Consider the following 17,170-nt stretch of genomic DNA (forward strand, 5'->3'; position numbering starts at 1 on the left):
AAAGAGCCCAGCTGGCGCGTCGACTCGACCACGCGGGCGGCCATCGCCGTCTCGGCGATCTTGCCCCAGGCGCGCGGGTCGTACTGCTTCTTGTTGCCCACTTCGCCGTCGACCTTGAGCACGCCGTCGTAGTTCTTGAACATGTAGTCGGCGATCGCGCGGGTGTACGCGTACTGCGTGTCCGTGTCGATGTTCATCTTCACCACGCCGTTGGCGACCGCGAGCGCGATCTCCTCGTCGGTGGAGCCGGAGCCGCCGTGGAAGACGAGGTCCAGCGGCTTCTCGCCCGTGTTGTACTTCGCGGCGACCTGGGCCTGGATCTCGCCGAGGAGCTCGGGGCGCAGCTTGACACCGCCCGGTTTGTACACCCCGTGCACGTTGCCGAAGGTGAGGGCGGCGATGTAGCGGCCCTGCTCGCCGAGGCCCAGAGCCTGCACGGCCTGGTCGACATCGCCGAACGTCGTGTACAGGGCCTCGTTCGAGCCCTCGTGCTGCACGCCGTCCTCCTCGCCGCCGACGACGCCGATCTCGACCTCGAGGATCGCGTTGATGGCCTTCATGCGGGGGAGCAGATCCTTGGCGATCTCGATGTTCTCCGCGAGCGGCACCGCCGAGCCGTCCCACATGTGCGACTGGAAGATCGGGTTGCGGCCGGCCTTGACCTCTTCCTCGGACGCGGCGATCAGCGGCTCGACGAATCCGGCGAGGGCGTCCTTCGGGCAGTGGTCGGTGTGCAGCGCGACGGTGATGGGGTAGTTCTTGGCGACCTCGGTCGCGTAGCGGGCGAACGCGAGCGCGCCGGTCGCGCGGGCCTTCACGGTGTGGCCGGCGAAGTAGTCGGCGCCGCCGGTGGTGACCTGGATGATGCCGTCGGAGCCGGCCTCCGTGAGCCCCTGCAGCACGGCGTTGATGGTCTGCGAGCTCGAGACGTTGAACGCGGGATACGCGAAGCCGCCGGCCTTCGCGCGGTCGAGCATGTCGGCGTACTGATCCGGGGTGGCGACGGGCATGAGAACTCCTGCGGTAGGTGAAGCCGGGACAGCTGCCACTCTATCGGGGCGGGTGCGCGCACACCTCCGTCGTGACCGGGGTTACCGGGGGATGGATCTGCTGAGCTGTAAAGAATCGTGATTCCTTCGCGAGATATCGGCCGAAAGGAGCGCAGGAACGCGGAAGGCGCTGAGTAGGCTGGCCGTCATGGTGAGTCTTACTGCCGACCTGAGCCCGCTTCGTCCCGACCGCAACCTCGCGATGGAGTTGGTGCGCGCGACCGAGGCGGCGGCGATCCGCGCCGTCCCCTTCATCGGCCGCGGCGCCAAGGAGGCCGCGGACGGTGCGGCGGTCGACGCGATGCGCGCATTCCTCGGGACGGTCGACTTCCAGGGGCGCGTGGTGATCGGCGAGGGGGAGAAGGACAACGCTCCCATGCTCTTCAACGGCGAAGTGGTCGGGACGGGCCGGGGACCGCTCTGCGACATCGCCGTGGACCCGATCGACGGCACGTCCCTCACCGCGGCCGGTCGACAGAACGCGCTCTCCGTGATCGCCGTCTCCGACCGCGACACCATGTTGGACGCCTCCTCCGTCTTCTACATGGACAAGCTGGTCACCGGCCCGGCGGGCGTGGGCGTCGTCGACATCCGGCTGCCGATCGGGGAGAACATCCGCAAGCTCGCCGGTGCGCTCGACAAGCCGGTCGACGAGATCGTAGTGTCGGTGCTCAACCGCCCCCGGCACGAGCAGCTCATCCAGGACATCCGCGAGGCCGGTGCCGGGACGCGGCTGATGAGCGACGGCGACGTGGCCGGGGGCATCAACGCGGCGCGTCACGACGCGCGCACCGACATGTGCGTCGGTGTCGGCGGCAGCCCGGAGGGCATCGTCACGGCGTGTGCGATCAAGGCCCTCGGCGGCCACATCCAGGGGCGGCTGTGGCCGCGCGATGACGACGAACGGCAGCGCGGCATCGACGCGGGACTCGACATGGACAAGGTCTACGAAGCCGACGACCTCGTGCAGGGCAACAACACGATCTTCGTCGCGACCGGTGTCACCGACGGGCAGCTCGTCGCCGGCGTGCGGCGCGAGCGCGGCTACGTCTACACCGAGAGCGTCGTCCTGCGCGGGGCATCGGGCACCCTCCGCCGTATCGCCTCCGAGCACCTCGTATCCAAGTGGCTGTGAGGCGCCGCACGTCCCGCTGAGGAGTGAGGCCGAGGCGGCCATCGTTACCGAGCCGGTATCGCCACGCGCGGCCCACGTGGCCGGTCGGTGGGAGCGCCGTGTCACAATTGTCACTGGGTTTGTCGCCGTCGACGGAGCCGCCAGGCACCGCAGGCACAGGAGGGCGAACGCATGACAACGCAGCACACGAGTGGCTCGAAGAGCGCCGCGCCGACCAAGATCATCACCACCAACACGGGACGCATCCTCCGGGTGAGCGCCGACGCCGAGGCCGGTGCCGCGACGCCTCAGGTCCCCACGGTGCAGGCCGCCCCGGCCGGGAAGCCCGCCATGGACCCGGCTCGACGCGCAGATGTGCTGTTCCGCGTCCGCCGCGACGAAGGCCACGAGATCAGCGCCTGGTGGATGATCGGCGCGTTCCTGGCGACCAGCGGTCTCGTGATCCTGCTGCTCAGCGGCGTGCCCGGCATCGCCTGACGTCGTTCCCGGCCTGACGTCGCTCATCGCCTGACGTCGTTCACGGCCTGACGTCGTTCCCGGCCTGACGTCGTTCCCGGCCTGACGTCGTCACGCCGTTCCCGTCGCTCGCGACCGTCTGTCGTCGGCGCGTCGCCATCCGTGCCACTCCCGATCTGCCATGTGCGCGTCGCCGGCCGTGGCAGACCAGATCTACGATGTGTGCGTCGCCGCCCGAGCCGTGATCTGATCAGCGGTTGGGTGGGGTGTGCTCGTCGAGGCGCGCCCTGACGTCGCCGACATCGGCCGCGAGGGCGTGCGATGACGGCTCGTCCTCCTCGGGGAGCAGCTCGGCGGCGGTGAAGCGGCGCCCGTCGGCGGTGATCGCGGGCGGCGCGGCGAGAGCGGACGCGTCGACCCCGGGGAACTGGCGAGCGGTCACGAGCACGCGCGACTCGAGGGACCCGGCGAAGCGGTTGTAGCTGTCGACCGTGCGCTCCAGTGCGCGGCGCAGGTCATCGGCGTGCCCCGCGAGCGTGCCGAGCCGGTCGTAGAGCTGGGTGCCGAGCGCGAGCAGCGACCGCGCCTCGGTGGAGACCTCCTGCTGTGTCCACGTGTACGCCACCGTCTTCAGCACCGCCCAGAGGTTCACGGGGGACGCGAGCGCGACGCGACGGCTGAACGCGTAGTCGAGCAGCGTCGGGTCTTCGTCGATGGCCGCTGCCAGCAGCGATTCGGTGGGCAGGAAGCAGATCACGAACTCCGGGCCGGCTTCGAGACCCGACCAGTACGCCTTCTTGGCGAGGGCGTCGACGTGCGCGCGCACCGCCTTCACGTGCTTCTGCATGTGCTGGCGTCGCTGTGCCTCGTGAGCAGGCCCCGCCGGCAGCGCCGATGCCTCGAGGTACGCATCGAGCGGGACCTTCGCGTCCACCGCGATCGACGTGCCGCCCGCGAGTCGCACGACCATGTCCGGCCGCCCCTGACCGCGATCGGAGGAGATGGTGGCCTGCAGGTCGAAGTCCACGTGCCGCGTGAGCCCAGCGGCCTCGACCACACGGCGCAGCTGCGCCTCGCCCCACACGCCACGGGTCGACGTGGACCGCAGGGCGCCCGCGAGGGACTCCGTGGTCGCCCGCAGGGCCTCGTCCGACTCCTGCGCCCGTCGCAGCTGCTCGGCGAGCGTGCCGAACTGCGTCTGCCGCTCCTGCTCGATCGTCTCGACCTTGCTCTGCATCTGCCGGAGCGACTCCCGAACGGGCGCAAGGGCCTGGAGCACCGCGTTCTGCTGCTGCGCGCGCTGCGCCTCTGCGCGCTGCTCCGACCGGGCGTGCTCCACGGCGTCGCGATACAGGTCGTATTGACGGTCGCGGTCGTCGCGCGCCGCCGCCAACTCCGCCTCGGTCCGCGCCAGTGCTGCGCCGTCGCGGCCGGCTCGCAGGAACCAGCCGAGGGCGACACCCGCGGCGAGTGCCGCGAGCACGAGAACGATCGACAGGGCATCCATGTGTCCATGATGCCCAGGGCGTCCGACATTCGGTCGTGACGCCACGGGGGTCAGGCGACCGCACGCTCCAGAGCGGGCATGGCGGGCTCGGTCACACGCAGGCCCAGGGCATCCGCGAGCGCGAAGACGTCGGCGGCACCGGCGCGACGGGCGGCGTCCACCACGATCTGCGCGCACGCGAGCGCGTCGGCCAGCGCGTCGTGGTGCGAGAAGGCGGCGTACCCGGCGGCGGCGGCCGCGAGCGGCAGGCGGTACGAGTCGAGCTGGTAGGTCTTGCGAGCGACCTGCAGGCTGCACAGCGAGCGGTACGGCGGGCACGACTGCCCCGTGGCCTCGCTGGCGCGCCGGAGCACGTTCAGGTCGAAGCCAGCGTTGTGCGCCACGAGCACGTCGGCCCCCGCGAAGGCGCACAGACGGTCGAACTGGTCCACCCAGGTCGCGGCCGACAGCACGTGCTCGGGACGGATCCCGTGGATGCGCACGTTCCACTCCTGGAACTCGTCGTGCCCGGGCGGCGGCTGGATCAGCCAGCCCGCCGTGGCGACGACCTCGCCGCCGCGCACGCGGACGAGACCGACCGAGCAGGCGGAGGCCGGGCTGGAGTTCGCGGTCTCGAAGTCGATCGCAGTGAAGTCCAGTGGCACGTCCTCACTCTCTCCCGGGCCTCCGACGTCGGGTCGGAGGCTCGCCGTAGGCTGACGACATGACCGACGACAAGGCGACCTCCTTCGGCGCGCAGGCGAGCAGCTACGAGGCCGGACGCCCCGAGTATCCATTCGAGGCCGTGGCCTGGATGCTGGAGCGGATGCCCGATGGCGCCCGCCGCATCGCCGACGTGGGCGCCGGCACCGGGAAGCTCACGCGCGCCCTCGTCGCCGCAGGGGACGCGGAGGTCGTCGCGGTCGATCCTGACCCGGCCATGCTCTCGGCGCTGCAAGACGCGGTCCCCGGCGTCCCGACCTTCCTCGGCACGGCGGAGCGGATGCCGCTGCCCGACGCGAGCGTCGACGCCGTCGTGCTCGGCCAGGCCTGGCACTGGGTCGAGCCCGTCGCCGCCTCAGCCGAAGTGGGCAGGGTCACCAGGGCCGGAGGAGTGCTCGGCCTGATCTGGAACCTGCGGGACGACCGCGTGGACTGGGTGCGCCGCCTCACCGACATCATGCATGGCAGCAACGCCGAGGTCATGCTCGCGGCGGGTGACCCCGTGGTGGCGGCACCGTTCGCCCCGCTGGAGCAGGAGCGGTGGGAATGGAACCGGCCGATCACGCGCGACCTGTTGCACCGGATGGCCTCCTCCCGAAGCGACATCATCACGGCGGACGACACGGAGAAGGAGCGCATCCGGCAGAGGATGGACGCGCTGTTCGACGAGCTCGGGCTGCACGGCGACGACACCATCGAGCTGCCGTACGTGACCAGGGCCTTCCGGGCTCGGCGCGGCTGACGGGCGGCTCGCGGCGAGCGCCCGGGTAGACTCGTACCCCGTGGCTCTCACTATCGGCATCGTCGGCCTGCCCAACGTCGGCAAGTCCACCCTCTTCAACGCCCTCACCAAGAACGACGTGCTCGCGGCGAACTATCCGTTCGCGACGATCGAGCCTAACGTCGGCGTGGTGAACCTGCCCGACCCGCGACTCGAGAAGCTCGCGGAGATCTTCGGCAGCGAGCGCATCCTGCCCGCCGCGGTGTCGTTCGTCGACATCGCCGGCATCGTGCGCGGCGCCAGTGAGGGCGAGGGTCTCGGCAACCAGTTCCTCGCGAACATCCGCGAGGCGGACGCCATCGCCCAGGTCGTGCGCGGGTTCTCCGACGACGACGTCGTGCACGTCGACGGTGCGGTCAACCCGGCGTCCGACATGGAGACGATCAACGCCGAGCTCATGCTCGCCGACCTGCAGACCGTCGAGAAGGCGATAACGCGGTACGAGAAGGAGGTGCGCGGCAAGAAGATCGACCCCTCGGTGCTGGAAGCGGCGAAGGCCGCCAAGGATGCGCTGGAGCGCGGCGTCCTGCTCTCCACCAGCGGTCTCGACCTCGACCCGATCCGCGAACTCGGCCTGCTGACCGTCAAGCCCGTCATCTTCGTGTTCAACGTCGACGAGAGCGTGCTGACCGACGCTGACCGTAAGGCCGAGCTGGCCGCGCTCGTCGCCCCGGCCGACTCGATCTTCCTCGACGCGAAGATCGAGTCGGAGCTGAAGGACCTCGACCCGGAGGACGCCGCCGAGCTGCTGGCCTCGACGGGCCAGGACGAGTCCGGCCTCGACCAGCTCGCCCGCATCGGCTTCGACACCCTCGGCCTGCAGACCTACCTCACCGCGGGCCCGAAGGAGGCGCGCGCGTGGACCATCGGCAAGGGCTGGAAGGCCCCCCAGGCCGCCGGTGTCATCCACACCGACTTCGAGAAGGGCTTCATCAAGGCCGAGATCGTGTCGTTCGACGACCTCGTCGAGACCGGGTCCGTGCAGGAGGCCCGCGCCAAGGGCAAGGCGCGCCTCGAAGGCAAGGACTACGTCATGCAGGACGGCGACGTCGTGGAGTTCCGTATCGGAAACACATCTGGTGGGTCCAAGTGAACACGGACGATCTCCCCGCCCCGGCTACGGAGGCGAACTGGAGCGAGGAGCAGGGCGCCACCGGCCTGTCGCTGAAGGACAGAATCCTCGAGCAGCTTCCCGTTGACGGGTCGTTGAAGCCGAACGCGGAGTTGCTCAGCGCCCTCGGCGCAGACAAGCAGGACTTCTGGAGCGCGCGTGAACTTCTCGTCGAGGAAGGAAAGGCGGTCCGAGGTCGCGGTCGAGGCGGTTCGACCGCCCGGGTCCTTGACGCCGAACTCACTACTGAGCCGGTGGATGAAGTCGGTGCCGAGTATGCCCTGCCTCGTCAGCCGGAAGACGCGTTGTACGAACCCCTGAAAAAAGTGCTTCTCGGAGACTGGCAGTCAGATAAAGGATTCGACTATCTCGCCGTCGAGGATGTCTCCCGGGCAGGGAGGCGGATCACAGGCGGAAAATGGACTCGGCCAGACTTGGTTGCCGTCGAAGTTCAGGTCTTCACCTATTTGCCTGTGAAGACTCTGTCGGTGCACACCTTTGAGGTGAAGCCGTCGGACATGATCGACGTAACTGCCGTCTACGAGGCGCTGGCCCATCGGCGTGCGGCTACACACTCGTATGTGCTGCTGCACGTTCCAGACGACCAACAGCCACCAGTTGCTCTCGAAGGCGTTATCACGGAGGCTCGGCGTCACGGCATCGGTGTGATCGTTTTTGCCGACCCATCGAACTATGACACATGGGAAGAGAAGGTCGTCGCGGATCGAACAGAACCAGAGCCAGCTGCACTCGACGACTTCGTTCGGGTACAGCTCCCGGAGGCGGCCCGTAGCAAGATCGAGAAAGCGGTCAGGTGATGCATCGAGTTGCTGTGGAGTTCCGCTTCAACAACTGAGGCGCATCGAAGTGGCCGCCCCGCCGGTGACGCCAGTCTCTGGTGGTCGAGGAGCGTGGCGGCGACAGGCCTGGATCGGGCTGCCATACTGACCGCATGGCTGACCTCCTCGTCGAGATACATGTCCCGCTGACGCCGAGCGATGTCCCCGCGGGGGAGTATCCGTTTCCTTGGATCGACTCCGTCATGGAGTTCCTGTTCCAGCTCGACGGCTCGAAGGGGGAGATGTACGACGACGGAGAAGAACTCGGCGATGAGTATCTGTTCTTCGTCCATGGAGCCCCCGAAGCGGACCTGATCGAGCTCGCCCGTGAGGTCGCAGCCCTCCCCGGCATGCCCGAGGGAATCTATGCGACGGTGACCGACACGGAGGCCGATATGGGCGGCGGCGTGCGCGTGGAGCTTGGGTCGTGATGCCGACCGAGGCGCGTGATGTCGTGGAGCTCCGCTTCAACAACTGAGGCGGGGTTCGCCCTAGGCTCTCGTTCATGATCCGGGGCAATCGGGCGTCCTTCGACGTGTACAGCGACACGAAGACTGTGAACGAGATCTCCATGATGCTGGGACTCGAACCGACCCGCGCTGGCGACAAGGGCGACCTCACTCCCGCAGGACGTGCCGGGCGAGACCTCGCACCGGAGCATCTTCGCTACCAGCGGACCCGATGGTCGCTCACCGTCGCGAGCGAACCGGGTGAAGAGGATCAGACCGGGCTGTCGTCGCTCCGAGAGCTGGTGTCGAAGCTGCAGCCCCGTTCGCATGTGCTTGCGGAACTCCGCCAGGGCGGCGAGACCAGGCTCTGGTGGTCGGGAGACTCCGACAGCACGCAAGGAGGATTCGTGCTGGAGATGGACCTGATCAGGAGCCTTGCTGAACTGGGGTGCGATGTGTTCGGGACCGCGTTTCTCACCGATGACGAGGACGCGATGCAGGACGGCGACGTCGCGGAGCTCCGTTTCGACAACTGACGCGAGGTTCACCCTAAGCTCTCGTCCATGATGCGGGACAACGATGGGGCGGTTGTGACTCTCGAACTGACCGACGAGGAGGCCCTCGTCCTGTTCGACTGGCTCGCCCGTTCCACTGGCGGGAAGCCCGCGGCGTTCGTCGATCAGGCTGAGCAGCGGGTGCTCTGGGACATCGAATCGATGTTGGAGAGCGTCCTCCTCGCGCCGATATCGCCGGACTACAACTCGCAGCTCGCGGCAGCTCGCGAGGCCGTGCGCGACCCGGACATCGACGGCATCGTCGTGGCGCGCCGCGCCCAGAGCGGAGGTGGGTGGCCGGCCGCAAGCCGACGATGGAAGCGCGTAAACGTCTGGCGGCTGTTCTCACGGCGGTGACCGAGCGACGGGCGTTGAGGATCGTGGCGATCACCGCGTCGACGTCTGGTCCATCGATGTCACACGTTCCTCGATGGCTCGATGTCGTACGCGGCATGGAGGACCCTGAGGAACTTCGGGTCCTGCGCCAGCGTCCGGTCTCCGATCCGGGCGACGGGGATGCCTGGCGACCACGAGTTCATCACCGCTGCTGCCAGACCCGTGTCGAGGTCGCCCGGGCGGACCTCCTGCGTCCGCTGAAGGACTCCGAGAGCGTCGAACCGGCGCGCGAGGATCTGCATCGTGACACCCGGCAGGACCTCGGCCTCCGGCCAGATGACCGTCCGCCCGTCCCAGAAGGCCAGGTTCCAGATGGTCGCTTCGCTCAGCCGACCCCTCCGGTCGAGGAACGCGGCGTCGTCGAAACCGCGGGCGTTCGCCCGTCGGAGCAGGAGCGTCTTGGACACTTCACCGACATGCTTGACGCGCGGGAGGTGCCGCTCGTGCTCGACGGCATCGAGCGAGAGCGGCCCGCTCGGTGGTGTCGCAGCATCGCCGACCTTGATCAGCACATCGAGGTCGAGCTCATCGTCGGCACGGGCGAACTCGCCCGGCCGCGAGGTGAGGAAGCACGTCAGTGACGCATCCGAAGGGCCGTCCGCCAGGGCGGCGCGCAATTGCTGGAGGATCACCTCGTCGGGCAGATGCCGGCCGAACAGCTCGTCGCTGGCCGTGCGCAAACGGTCGAGGTGCAGATCCAGGCCCCGCACGCGGCGGTCTCGAACCTGCATCGCGGTGAAGTGGGCGAAACCGGCGAACGCCAGCGGCGCGAGGTCCGCCGCCTCGGCATGCCTACCATTGAACTGCGTGATCGAAGTGGTCATGAGAGCGACCGTAAGAGGTGACACCAGTGTCAGAGGCAAGCCGAGCGCGCGGGGGAAGCGCGCTGCGGATCGGTGAACTCGCGGCGCTCACGACCACGACGCCGCGGATGCTGCGCCACTACGAGAACGAAGGGCTCATCGCGGCCGAGCGCTCTTCCACCGGTCAGCGTCTGTTCGACCCGTCGGTCGTCGAACAGGTCCGCTCCATCCGGCGGCTGCTCGCGGCCGGGCTGCCGGTCGCCGCGGTTCGCGAACTCCTCGACTGCATCCACGACACCGACCGCCTGGAGCCCTGCGCGGTGCCGATGCTGGTCGAGCACCTCCAGGTCTACGACGGGCGCATCGCCGAACTCACCACGACCAGGGCCGCCCTCCAGGGGCTCATCGACGCGTCGACCACGTGACGCACCGCTGGCTTCGGTGAGGCGCCTCACCGCGGCCCCGTGTTCGGGCAATCTCGCGCGGGATCAGTCGCCGGCGCGGGGGCGTCCGGGCTCGCGCCAGCGCGGCTGACGCGGTTCCGGGGTGAGGGCCGGATCCGGGGCGGGGTTCTGCACCGTGACGGGGTCGCCCGCGCTGAGCACGAGCTCCTCGCCGGCATGTCGCAGGCTGAGCGGCTCGCCCGCGCTGAGGCGGTACGTCGTCTCCTGCGGCGTGATGTCGAGGTGCAGGATGCGACCGTGCTGGCGCACCCCGAAGCCGAGGCGAGTGATGCCCTGCGGCAGCCGCGGATGGAAGGAGAGCCCGTGGTCGCTGTCGCGCATGCCGCCGAAGCCCGCGGTGATGCCTGTCCAGATGCCCGCGAGCGCCGCGATGTGCAGACCCTCCGCGGTGTTGCCGTGCAGGTCGTCCAGGTCCAGGGCCGCGAGTTCTGCGAGGTAGGCCGCCGCGAGGTCGAGGTGCCCGACCTCCGCCGCGATCACCACCTGCGCCATCGCGGAGAGCGACGAATCCCGCACGGTCAGCGCGTCGTAGTAGGCGAACGCCCTGGCCTTCTCCTCCCGGGTGAACTCCTCGTGCGACGTGTACAGCGCGAGCACGAGGTCGGCCTGCTTCAGGACCTGCTTGCGGTACAGGTCGAAGTACGGGAAGTAGCTGTGCAGCGGATACTGCTCGGGACCGGTCGCGTCGAAGTCCCACGGCGCGTGCGCGGTGAAGCCCGCGGACTGGGCGTGCACCTGCTTCTCCTCGTCGAACGGCACCGCCATCGCCTGAGCTGACGCTTCCCAGCGCTCGGTCTCGGCGTCGTCCACCCCGAGCCCCGCGGCGATGTCCGGGTGCCGCCTGGCGGCCTCTACCGCGCCGCGCAGGTTCCTCCGGGCGGCGAGGTTCGTGTAGACGTTGTCGTCGACGATCGCGGAGTACTCGTCGGGGCCGGTGACCCCGTCGATGTGGAAGCCGCCGTCCGCATCCCAGCGACCGAGCGAAAGCCACAGGCGCGCGGTCTCGATCAGGATCTCGGCGCCCGCTTCCCGTTCGAACCCGGTGTCTCCGGTCGCGCGCACGTACTGCATCACGGCACCGGCCACCGCCGCGTTGATGTGAAACGCGGCCGTGCTCGCGGGCCAGTATCCCGAGCTCTCGCGGCCGTCGATCGTGCGCCACGGGAAGGCCGCACCGTCCAGATGGAGGGTGCGCGCCCGTTCTCTGGCCCTGTCCAGCGTCGCGTGCCGCCACCGCAGCGCCTGGAGGGCCGCGTCCGGAGCCGTGGAGGTCAGCACGGGCAGCACGAACGCCTCGAAGTCCCAGAACGTGTGCCCCTCGTAGCCCGAACCCGTCAGGCCCTTGCCCGGCACGGAGCGGACCTCGGCACGCGCGGCCGCCTGGAACACCTGGAACAGCGCGAAGCGCACCGCCTGCTGCAGCCGCTCGTCGCCCTCCACGCGCACGTCGCCGCACTCCCAGTACGCGTCGAGAGCCTCCCGCTGCGCTGTGGCGACGTCGTCCCACCCGCGCCGGACGGCCTCCTCGACCGCCTCCTCCGCCCGATCGCGGAGCGTCTGCGCCTCGAGCGAGCCCGACCACTCGTGCCCGACGAACTTCACGACCTCGAGTTCTTCGCCCGGAGCCAGATCCACCCGGATGCGGGCGCGGGCCAGATCGCCGTCCGCCTCCACCGTGACCTCGGGAGCGACAGCCGCTGTCGATGACACCTCGTGGTCGGCGCTCACGGCCACCTGCAGCCCGCTGCGGCGGGTGCGATGCAGCAGCGTCGCCCGCGAACCGCGCACGTATGCGGCGACCGGCTCCAGCGGACGTGCGAGCAGTTCCTGCACGCGCGGGTCGTCATGCGGAGACGGCAGCGGCTCGTTGGCGAGCACCTCCGACAGCACGGTGATCGCGACCGGGGTGTCTGTCGCCGCGACGCGGTACCGGATGGCGGCCAGCGACCGGTGAGCCAGCGACACCAGCCGCGTCGAGGTGATGCGGACCTGCCGCCCTTCCGTCGACTCCCACTCCACCTCGCGGTGCAACGTGCCGTCGCGGAGGTCGAGACGACGGTCGTGTCTGTGCACGCGCCCGTGCTCCACATCGAACGGCTCGTCGTCGACCAGAAGTCGGATCAGCTGGCCGTTCGGCACGTTGATCACCGTCTGCCCGGTCTCGGGATAGCCATAGCCATCCTCGGCGTGGGGCATCGGATGATCCTCGAACACGCCGTTGAGATAGCTGCCGGCCACGCCGCGCGGGTCGCCCTCGTCCAGATTGCCGCGCCAGCCGATGTGTCCGTTGGAGAGACCGAGCACGGACTCCTCCTGCGCCAGATGCGCGGTGTCGACGCCGGAGATGCCGACCGCCCACGGTTCGACCCTGAACTCCGCCGTCACGAGCGGCCCGCCCCTCGCATGCCGGCGCGGCGTGCGGGATCGGGCTCCGACCGGGGGTGTCGTGCGACGAGGTGCATGGCGTTCCCTTCTGCCGTGGAGCGTGACCACCGAGGCTACCGACACCGGCGAGCACGGACGAGGGAGTTGCGCGGCGGAGCGTGCGTCGGGTAGGCGGGAGCGGTGCCGGAGGCGCGGAGCGGGAGCCGCGCAGGAGGCGCAGGAACGCAGAGGGGGGCGGTGCAGGAGGCGCAGGAGGCGCAAGAACGCAAAAGGGGGAGCGGCGCAGGAGGCGCAGCGGGTCGGGAGTGGGGAAGCGGGACCGGGAGTCGCGCGGTCACCGCGCAGAGGTGCGGAGCCAGGGTGCGAGGGCCGCGAGGAGGAGCACGGCGAAGCCCGCGCGCCGCCATCCGGGGTGCACGCGCAGCCACGTGGTGACGCTGCCCCTGCCGCGATGCGGGAGTCCGCCGCGCTGCTCGAGGTCGTGCAGAGGCCCCGCCAGGTTTCCGACCTGCGGCGGAGCGGCCTCCGCGGTGTGCATCAAGGCGGGGCCGAACCGGCCGAGCGCCGCGTCGAGCCCCCGCGGCACCACCCGCTGCACGACGGAGAGCAGCAGTGCGCCACCGCCCACCGGTATCGTCCGCGCAGGGTGCACGGCCGCGTACACGATCGCATCCGCCACAGCACCCGCGTGGTAGTGCGGCCGCGGTCCGCTCGGGCGGTGCTGCAGGCGACTGCGGGCATGGCGGTAGATCGGCGTGTCGATCACCGCGGGCCGGATCACGGTGACGGAGACCCCCGCCCGCTCGGCTTTCAGCTCGCGCCGCAGTGCGTCCATGGTGCCGTCGAGGGCGTGTTTCGAGGCGGCGTAGGCGCCGTGCAGCGGCATCGCGACCACGGCCTCCGCCGAGCTCACGCACACGATGCCGCCGTGCGCCCGGCGCAGCAGCGGCAGCGCGGCCTGGATGCCGTTCAGCTGCCCCACCACGTTGACGTCGAGGATCCGTCGGAACTCCTCCGGTGTGGTGTCGGCGAGGGCGGAGTACAGCAGCACCCCGGCGTTGCCGACCCAGGTGTCGATGCGCCCGAACCAGTGCTCGATCTGGTCCACCGCCGCCTGTACGGCCTCCGCGTCGGTGACGTCGCACACGATCCCCCGCGCGACTCCACCCGCAGCGATGATGCCCTCCACCGTCTCGGTCAGGGCCGCCTCGCCGCGGGCGAGCAGCACCACCGAGGCGCCGGCACGGGCGAAGCGCCGCGCGGTCTCCCTGCCGATGCCGCGCGAGCCGCCGGTGACGACGACCACCTGCGCGCGGAGGGGCGGCCGCGACACCCGGCCGCGCCGCCCCTCGATCACGGTGGTGTGCACCGGCGTCACTCCTTGTTCAGCGCGTCCTGCGCGGCCCCGGCGACCTTCTCCACGAGGTTCGGAAGCTCCGTGGTGCCGTAGAAGCGTGCGTCGGGGTGAGTCGGCGGCGGCATCTCCGCCGTCGTCGTGGGGCCCTCGTGGTAGCTGAACTCGCCATGTCCGTCCGGGGTGGGACCGGACGCCCAGGTGCCCTCGGCGGCTGCGGGACCGTCGCTGAAGTTCAGGTACTGGTAGGACACGTCGCGGTGCTCCTTCGACAGCGGGAAGTTGCTCGGCACCGGCAGCGTCTCCGCTCCTTCGGCCTTGAGCTCCTCCGCGGCGGCGAGCCACTGGTTCTGGTGCATCGTGTCGCGGGCCAGCAGGAAGCTCAGCAGGTCGCGCACCCCGTGGTCATCGGTCATGTGGTACAGCCGGGCCACCTGCACCCTGCCCTGCATCTCGGCGTTCGCATTGGCCATGAAGTCGGCCAGCAGGTTGCCGCTCGCGGTGATGTACGAGCCCTGCCACGGGTTGCCGTTGCTGTCCACCGGCCGCGCTCCGGCGCCGGCGACGATGCCCTGCTGCACATCCGTCCCGCCGACGATGGCGGCCACGGTGGGGTCGTCCTGCACCGCGTCCTCCGTGATGCCGAGGGGCGACTTCTCCAGCAGCTGCGCGATCATGACCGCGAGCATCTCGACGTGACCCATCTCCTCCGCCCCGATGCCGAACACCAGGTCCCGGTACTTGCCGGGGATGTGCATGTTCCAGGCCTGGAACTGGTACTGCAGGGCGACGGTGATCTCTCCGTACTGCCCGCCGAGGACCTCCTGGAGTTTTCGCGCATAGACCGCGTCCGGAGCCTCCGGGGTTGCGGAGAACTGCAGCTCCTGTCGGTGGAAGAACATGTTCGGCACCTCTCTCTTCTGGGGATTCCGCTTCGGGGATGAGTTGGCCATGCAACGCCCGCGTCGCGGATCCGCTGAGGGCCTTTCCAAAGGCTCGAGCGCCTGGGACAATCGCGTGCCGACGTCCGAGGGACCCGGGCCCGGTGCGATAGCGGCTGCCCCGTCGGCGCGTCAAGCCCTGGCTCCTCGGGCACGCGTCCGGCCAGGCTGGTCGCATGAACGCGGAGCATCACGAGGGCGCCGATCCGATCGGCGACTTCCTGCGCGCGCACCTCGACGAGATGGTCGAGCGGCTCTCGGCGTGGGTTGCGATCCCCTCGGTCTCCGCGGACCCGGAGCGGCGCATCGAGCTCGCCCGCTCGGCGCACTGGGTCGCGGGAGAGCTTCGGGACGCCGGGCTCGCCACCACGCTGCTGCCGGCCGGAGACTCGATCACCGTGTTCGCCGAGAGGGAGCACGACCCGGGGGCGCCGACCGTGCTCGTGTACAGCCACCACGACGTGCGAGCCGCGAAGCCGGAGGAGTGGAGCGAGACGGCGCCGTTCACGCCTGTGCGCCGCGACGGACGGCTGTACGGCAGAGGTGCCTCAGACGCGAAGGGACAGGTGCTGGCGCACGTGTGGGCGCTCCGTGCCGCGGAAGCCGTGCACGGCGCCCCCGGGGTGAACCTCAAGCTGCTGATCGACGGTGAGGAGGAGATCGGCTCCCCGCACCTGCGGCAGCTGCTGGAGGCCGACCCCGAGCGCTTCGCGTGCGACCTCGTCGTGTTCTCCGACACGATCCAGTGGCAGGTGGACAGCCCGGCCCCCGTGACCTCGATGCGCGGCACGGTGACGGCGACGCTCACGGTGGAAGGGCCGGCGCGCGATGTGCACAGCGGTGCGGCCTCGGGTGTCACGCTCAACCCGGCCCTCGTCCTGGCGCAGGTGCTCGCACGGCTGCACGACGACGGCGGGCGCATCGCCGTGCCCGGGTTCTACGACGACGTGGCCCCGACCACGTCCGCGCGCGCCGCAGAACTGGAGGCGCTGCCCTTCACGGAGGACGACTGGGTCACGCGCACCGATACCCGCGCGATCGTCGGCGAGCAGGGGTTCACGCCGAAGGAGCGCCTGTGGACGCGCCCGGCGATCGAGGTGATCTCGCTGCTCGCCGGCGACCCGGAGGGCCTCGAGCGGTCGGTGATCCCGCGGGAGGCCACCGCGTCGCTGAGCGTGCGGACGGTGCCCGACCAGCGGATCCCGGATGTGGCGGATCTCCTGCGCTCCTTCGTCGCCTCCGTGATGCCGCCGGAGGCCCGCTACACGTTCGAGGTCGACGAGGACATCGCGCAGGAGCCGTACGTCTCGCCGTCCGGCGACGTGCTCGACGCGCTGGAACGCGCGCTCGCCCGAGGCTACGGTCTGCCGGTGCAGGGCCGCATGGGCAACGCCGGCGGAGGGCCCGCCGAGTGGCTCTCCGCACGGCTCGGCGCCCCCGTCTTCTTCCTCGGCACCGGTCTGCCCGAGGACCACTGGCACGCGAGCGACGAGAGCATCGATCTCCGCATGCTCGTGCGGGGCGCGGCGACCCTCGGCCACCTGTGGCAGGAATTGGCCGGCCGCTGAAGATTCCGCCGGGGGCCGTGAGGAGGAGGAGCGGTTCCCGGCGGGATACCCTGGACGGAGGCGGCATCGGCCGCGGCGCGGACACCGGAGCCGGCGCGGTCTCCGCCTGCGACCTGACCACTAAGGCACGAGGAGACCGACGCCGATGACCGAGACCCAGATCTTCGAGCCCGACGGCCGCGCCATCCCCTTCGTGGACGAGGGTGACGGTCCCGTCAAGCTGGTCCTCATCCAGGAGCGGGACCTCGCAGCGGACGTGCTGGGGGTGGTCGGCCACTACCTCGCCGAGGAGGCCGGGTTCCACGTGCTCCGCATCGGGCACAGGACGGACGGCGCCGAGGTGTCGGTGGACGACCGGGTCGCGGACGCGCTCGCCGTCATCGAGCAGGCCGGTCTGGGCGACACCTGGATCGGCGGGCACGGCTTCGGCGGCACGGTCGCCAGGGCCTTCGCGCTCGCCCACCCTGACCGCGTGAACGGCTTGGCGCTGCTCGGCGTCGAAGACGTGGACACCCCGCTCGCTCCGGTCATCCCCGTGCTGCTCATCCAGGGCACGGCCGACGTCGACACGCCGCCTGCGAACGGCGAGCGGCTGCAGGCCACCGCCCCCGAGCGCGCGAGCATCAAGACCATCGACGGGGGAGACCACCTGTTCCCCATGACGCACCCGATCGAG

At 70.0% G+C, this 17,170-nt stretch carries 18 protein-coding genes; 11 read left to right on the top strand and 7 right to left on the bottom strand.

Features of this window, described 5'->3' with window-relative positions; all coding sequences use genetic code 11:
• Positions 1 to 1,010, bottom strand: a 1,010-nt coding sequence (gene fbaA, locus M3C17_RS16920) for a class II fructose-bisphosphate aldolase (RefSeq protein ID WP_259979134.1), incomplete at its 3' end; no start/stop codon positions are given.
• A 187-nt stretch (positions 1,011 to 1,197) separates the two neighbouring features.
• Between fbaA and glpX the strand changes: the two genes are divergently transcribed.
• Together glpX and M3C17_RS16930 are read left to right on the top strand one after the other, a co-directional pair.
• The gene (gene glpX, locus M3C17_RS16925) at positions 1,198 to 2,184 is read left to right on the top strand and encodes a class II fructose-bisphosphatase (protein ID WP_259979137.1); all 987 of its coding nucleotides are present in this window, start codon (positions 1,198 to 1,200) and stop codon (positions 2,182 to 2,184) included.
• Positions 2,185 to 2,355: 171 nt separating this feature from the next.
• Positions 2,356 to 2,661 carry a hypothetical protein gene (locus tag M3C17_RS16930; RefSeq protein WP_259979138.1) on the top strand — a complete coding sequence of 102 codons (306 nt, stop codon included), beginning with the start codon at positions 2,356 to 2,358 and terminating at the stop codon, positions 2,659 to 2,661.
• 229 nt (positions 2,662 to 2,890) lie between these two features.
• Here the strand turns inward: M3C17_RS16930 and rmuC are convergent, their stop codons facing one another.
• The gene (gene rmuC, locus M3C17_RS16935) at positions 2,891 to 4,147 is read right to left on the bottom strand and encodes a DNA recombination protein RmuC (protein ID WP_259979139.1); all 1,257 of its coding nucleotides are present in this window, start codon (positions 4,145 to 4,147) and stop codon (positions 2,891 to 2,893) included.
• A 50-nt stretch (positions 4,148 to 4,197) separates the two neighbouring features.
• Positions 4,198 to 4,791 (bottom strand): exonuclease domain-containing protein, encoded by a 594-nt coding sequence (locus M3C17_RS16940; protein ID WP_259979140.1) that lies wholly within the window; start codon positions 4,789 to 4,791, stop codon positions 4,198 to 4,200.
• Between the two features lie 59 nt (positions 4,792 to 4,850).
• Here M3C17_RS16940 and M3C17_RS16945 point away from each other — a divergent pair, with 59 nt between their 5' ends.
• The 6 genes from M3C17_RS16945 to M3C17_RS16970 all read left to right on the top strand — a co-directional run bounded on the left by M3C17_RS16945 (position 4,851) and on the right by M3C17_RS16970 (position 8,940).
• Positions 4,851 to 5,591: a class I SAM-dependent methyltransferase gene (locus M3C17_RS16945; protein ID WP_259979141.1), complete on the top strand. Its 741-nt coding sequence runs from the start codon at positions 4,851 to 4,853 to the stop codon at positions 5,589 to 5,591.
• 40 nt (positions 5,592 to 5,631) lie between these two features.
• A complete protein-coding gene (ychF, locus tag M3C17_RS16950; protein ID WP_259979142.1) occupies positions 5,632 to 6,723 on the top strand; it encodes a redox-regulated ATPase YchF in 1,092 nt (363 codons plus the stop codon).
• Positions 6,720 to 7,559, top strand: coding sequence for a hypothetical protein (locus tag M3C17_RS16955; RefSeq protein ID WP_259979143.1), 840 nt, complete (start codon positions 6,720 to 6,722; stop codon positions 7,557 to 7,559). The genes ychF and M3C17_RS16955 overlap by 4 nt, the downstream gene beginning before the upstream one ends.
• Before the next feature lie 134 nt (positions 7,560 to 7,693).
• Positions 7,694 to 8,011, top strand: coding sequence for a hypothetical protein (locus M3C17_RS16960; RefSeq protein ID WP_259979144.1), 318 nt, complete (start codon positions 7,694 to 7,696; stop codon positions 8,009 to 8,011).
• A gap of 74 nt (positions 8,012 to 8,085) precedes the next feature.
• Positions 8,086 to 8,565 carry a DUF4279 domain-containing protein gene (locus M3C17_RS16965; RefSeq protein ID WP_259979146.1) on the top strand — a complete coding sequence of 160 codons (480 nt, stop codon included), beginning with the start codon at positions 8,086 to 8,088 and terminating at the stop codon, positions 8,563 to 8,565.
• Positions 8,566 to 8,592: 27 nt separating this feature from the next.
• Positions 8,593 to 8,940 (top strand): hypothetical protein, encoded by a 348-nt coding sequence (locus tag M3C17_RS16970; RefSeq protein ID WP_259979147.1) that lies wholly within the window; start codon positions 8,593 to 8,595, stop codon positions 8,938 to 8,940.
• 59 nt (positions 8,941 to 8,999) lie between these two features.
• On the opposite strand, the gene M3C17_RS16975 is transcribed toward M3C17_RS16970, so the two are convergent.
• The gene (locus tag M3C17_RS16975; protein ID WP_259979149.1) at positions 9,000 to 9,803 is read right to left on the bottom strand and encodes an aminotransferase class IV family protein; all 804 of its coding nucleotides are present in this window, start codon (positions 9,801 to 9,803) and stop codon (positions 9,000 to 9,002) included.
• Between the two features lie 26 nt (positions 9,804 to 9,829).
• Here M3C17_RS16975 and M3C17_RS16980 point away from each other — a divergent pair, with 26 nt between their 5' ends.
• Positions 9,830 to 10,207, top strand: coding sequence for a MerR family transcriptional regulator (locus tag M3C17_RS16980; RefSeq protein WP_259979150.1), 378 nt, complete (start codon positions 9,830 to 9,832; stop codon positions 10,205 to 10,207).
• Between the two features lie 63 nt (positions 10,208 to 10,270).
• On the opposite strand, the gene M3C17_RS16985 is transcribed toward M3C17_RS16980, so the two are convergent.
• From M3C17_RS16985 to M3C17_RS16995, 3 genes are all read right to left on the bottom strand, one after another.
• On the bottom strand, positions 10,271 to 12,631 hold the full coding sequence (locus tag M3C17_RS16985; protein ID WP_259979151.1) for a glycoside hydrolase family 65 protein: 2,361 nt from the start codon (positions 12,629 to 12,631) through the stop codon (positions 10,271 to 10,273).
• Between the two features lie 334 nt (positions 12,632 to 12,965).
• Entirely contained in the window at positions 12,966 to 14,000 is a 1,035-nt protein-coding gene (locus tag M3C17_RS16990; RefSeq protein WP_259979152.1) for an SDR family oxidoreductase, read from the bottom strand.
• 5 nt (positions 14,001 to 14,005) lie between these two features.
• Positions 14,006 to 14,887, bottom strand: a complete 882-nt coding sequence (locus M3C17_RS16995) for a manganese catalase family protein (protein WP_259979153.1) — start codon at positions 14,885 to 14,887, stop codon at positions 14,006 to 14,008.
• A gap of 215 nt (positions 14,888 to 15,102) precedes the next feature.
• On the opposite strand from M3C17_RS16995, the gene M3C17_RS17000 reads away from it, so the two are divergent.
• Both M3C17_RS17000 and M3C17_RS17005 read left to right on the top strand, forming a co-directional pair.
• Complete coding sequence (locus M3C17_RS17000; protein WP_259979154.1) at positions 15,103 to 16,494, top strand: M20/M25/M40 family metallo-hydrolase; 1,392 nt, start codon at positions 15,103 to 15,105, stop codon at positions 16,492 to 16,494.
• 145 nt (positions 16,495 to 16,639) lie between these two features.
• The coding region (locus M3C17_RS17005; protein ID WP_259979155.1) for an alpha/beta fold hydrolase at positions 16,640 to 17,170 on the top strand (531 nt) is incomplete at its 3' end.

Origin of the sequence: Microbacterium sp. p3-SID336, from assembly GCF_025143365.1 — a bacterium.
Lineage (GTDB): Bacteria > Actinomycetota > Actinomycetes > Actinomycetales > Microbacteriaceae > Microbacterium.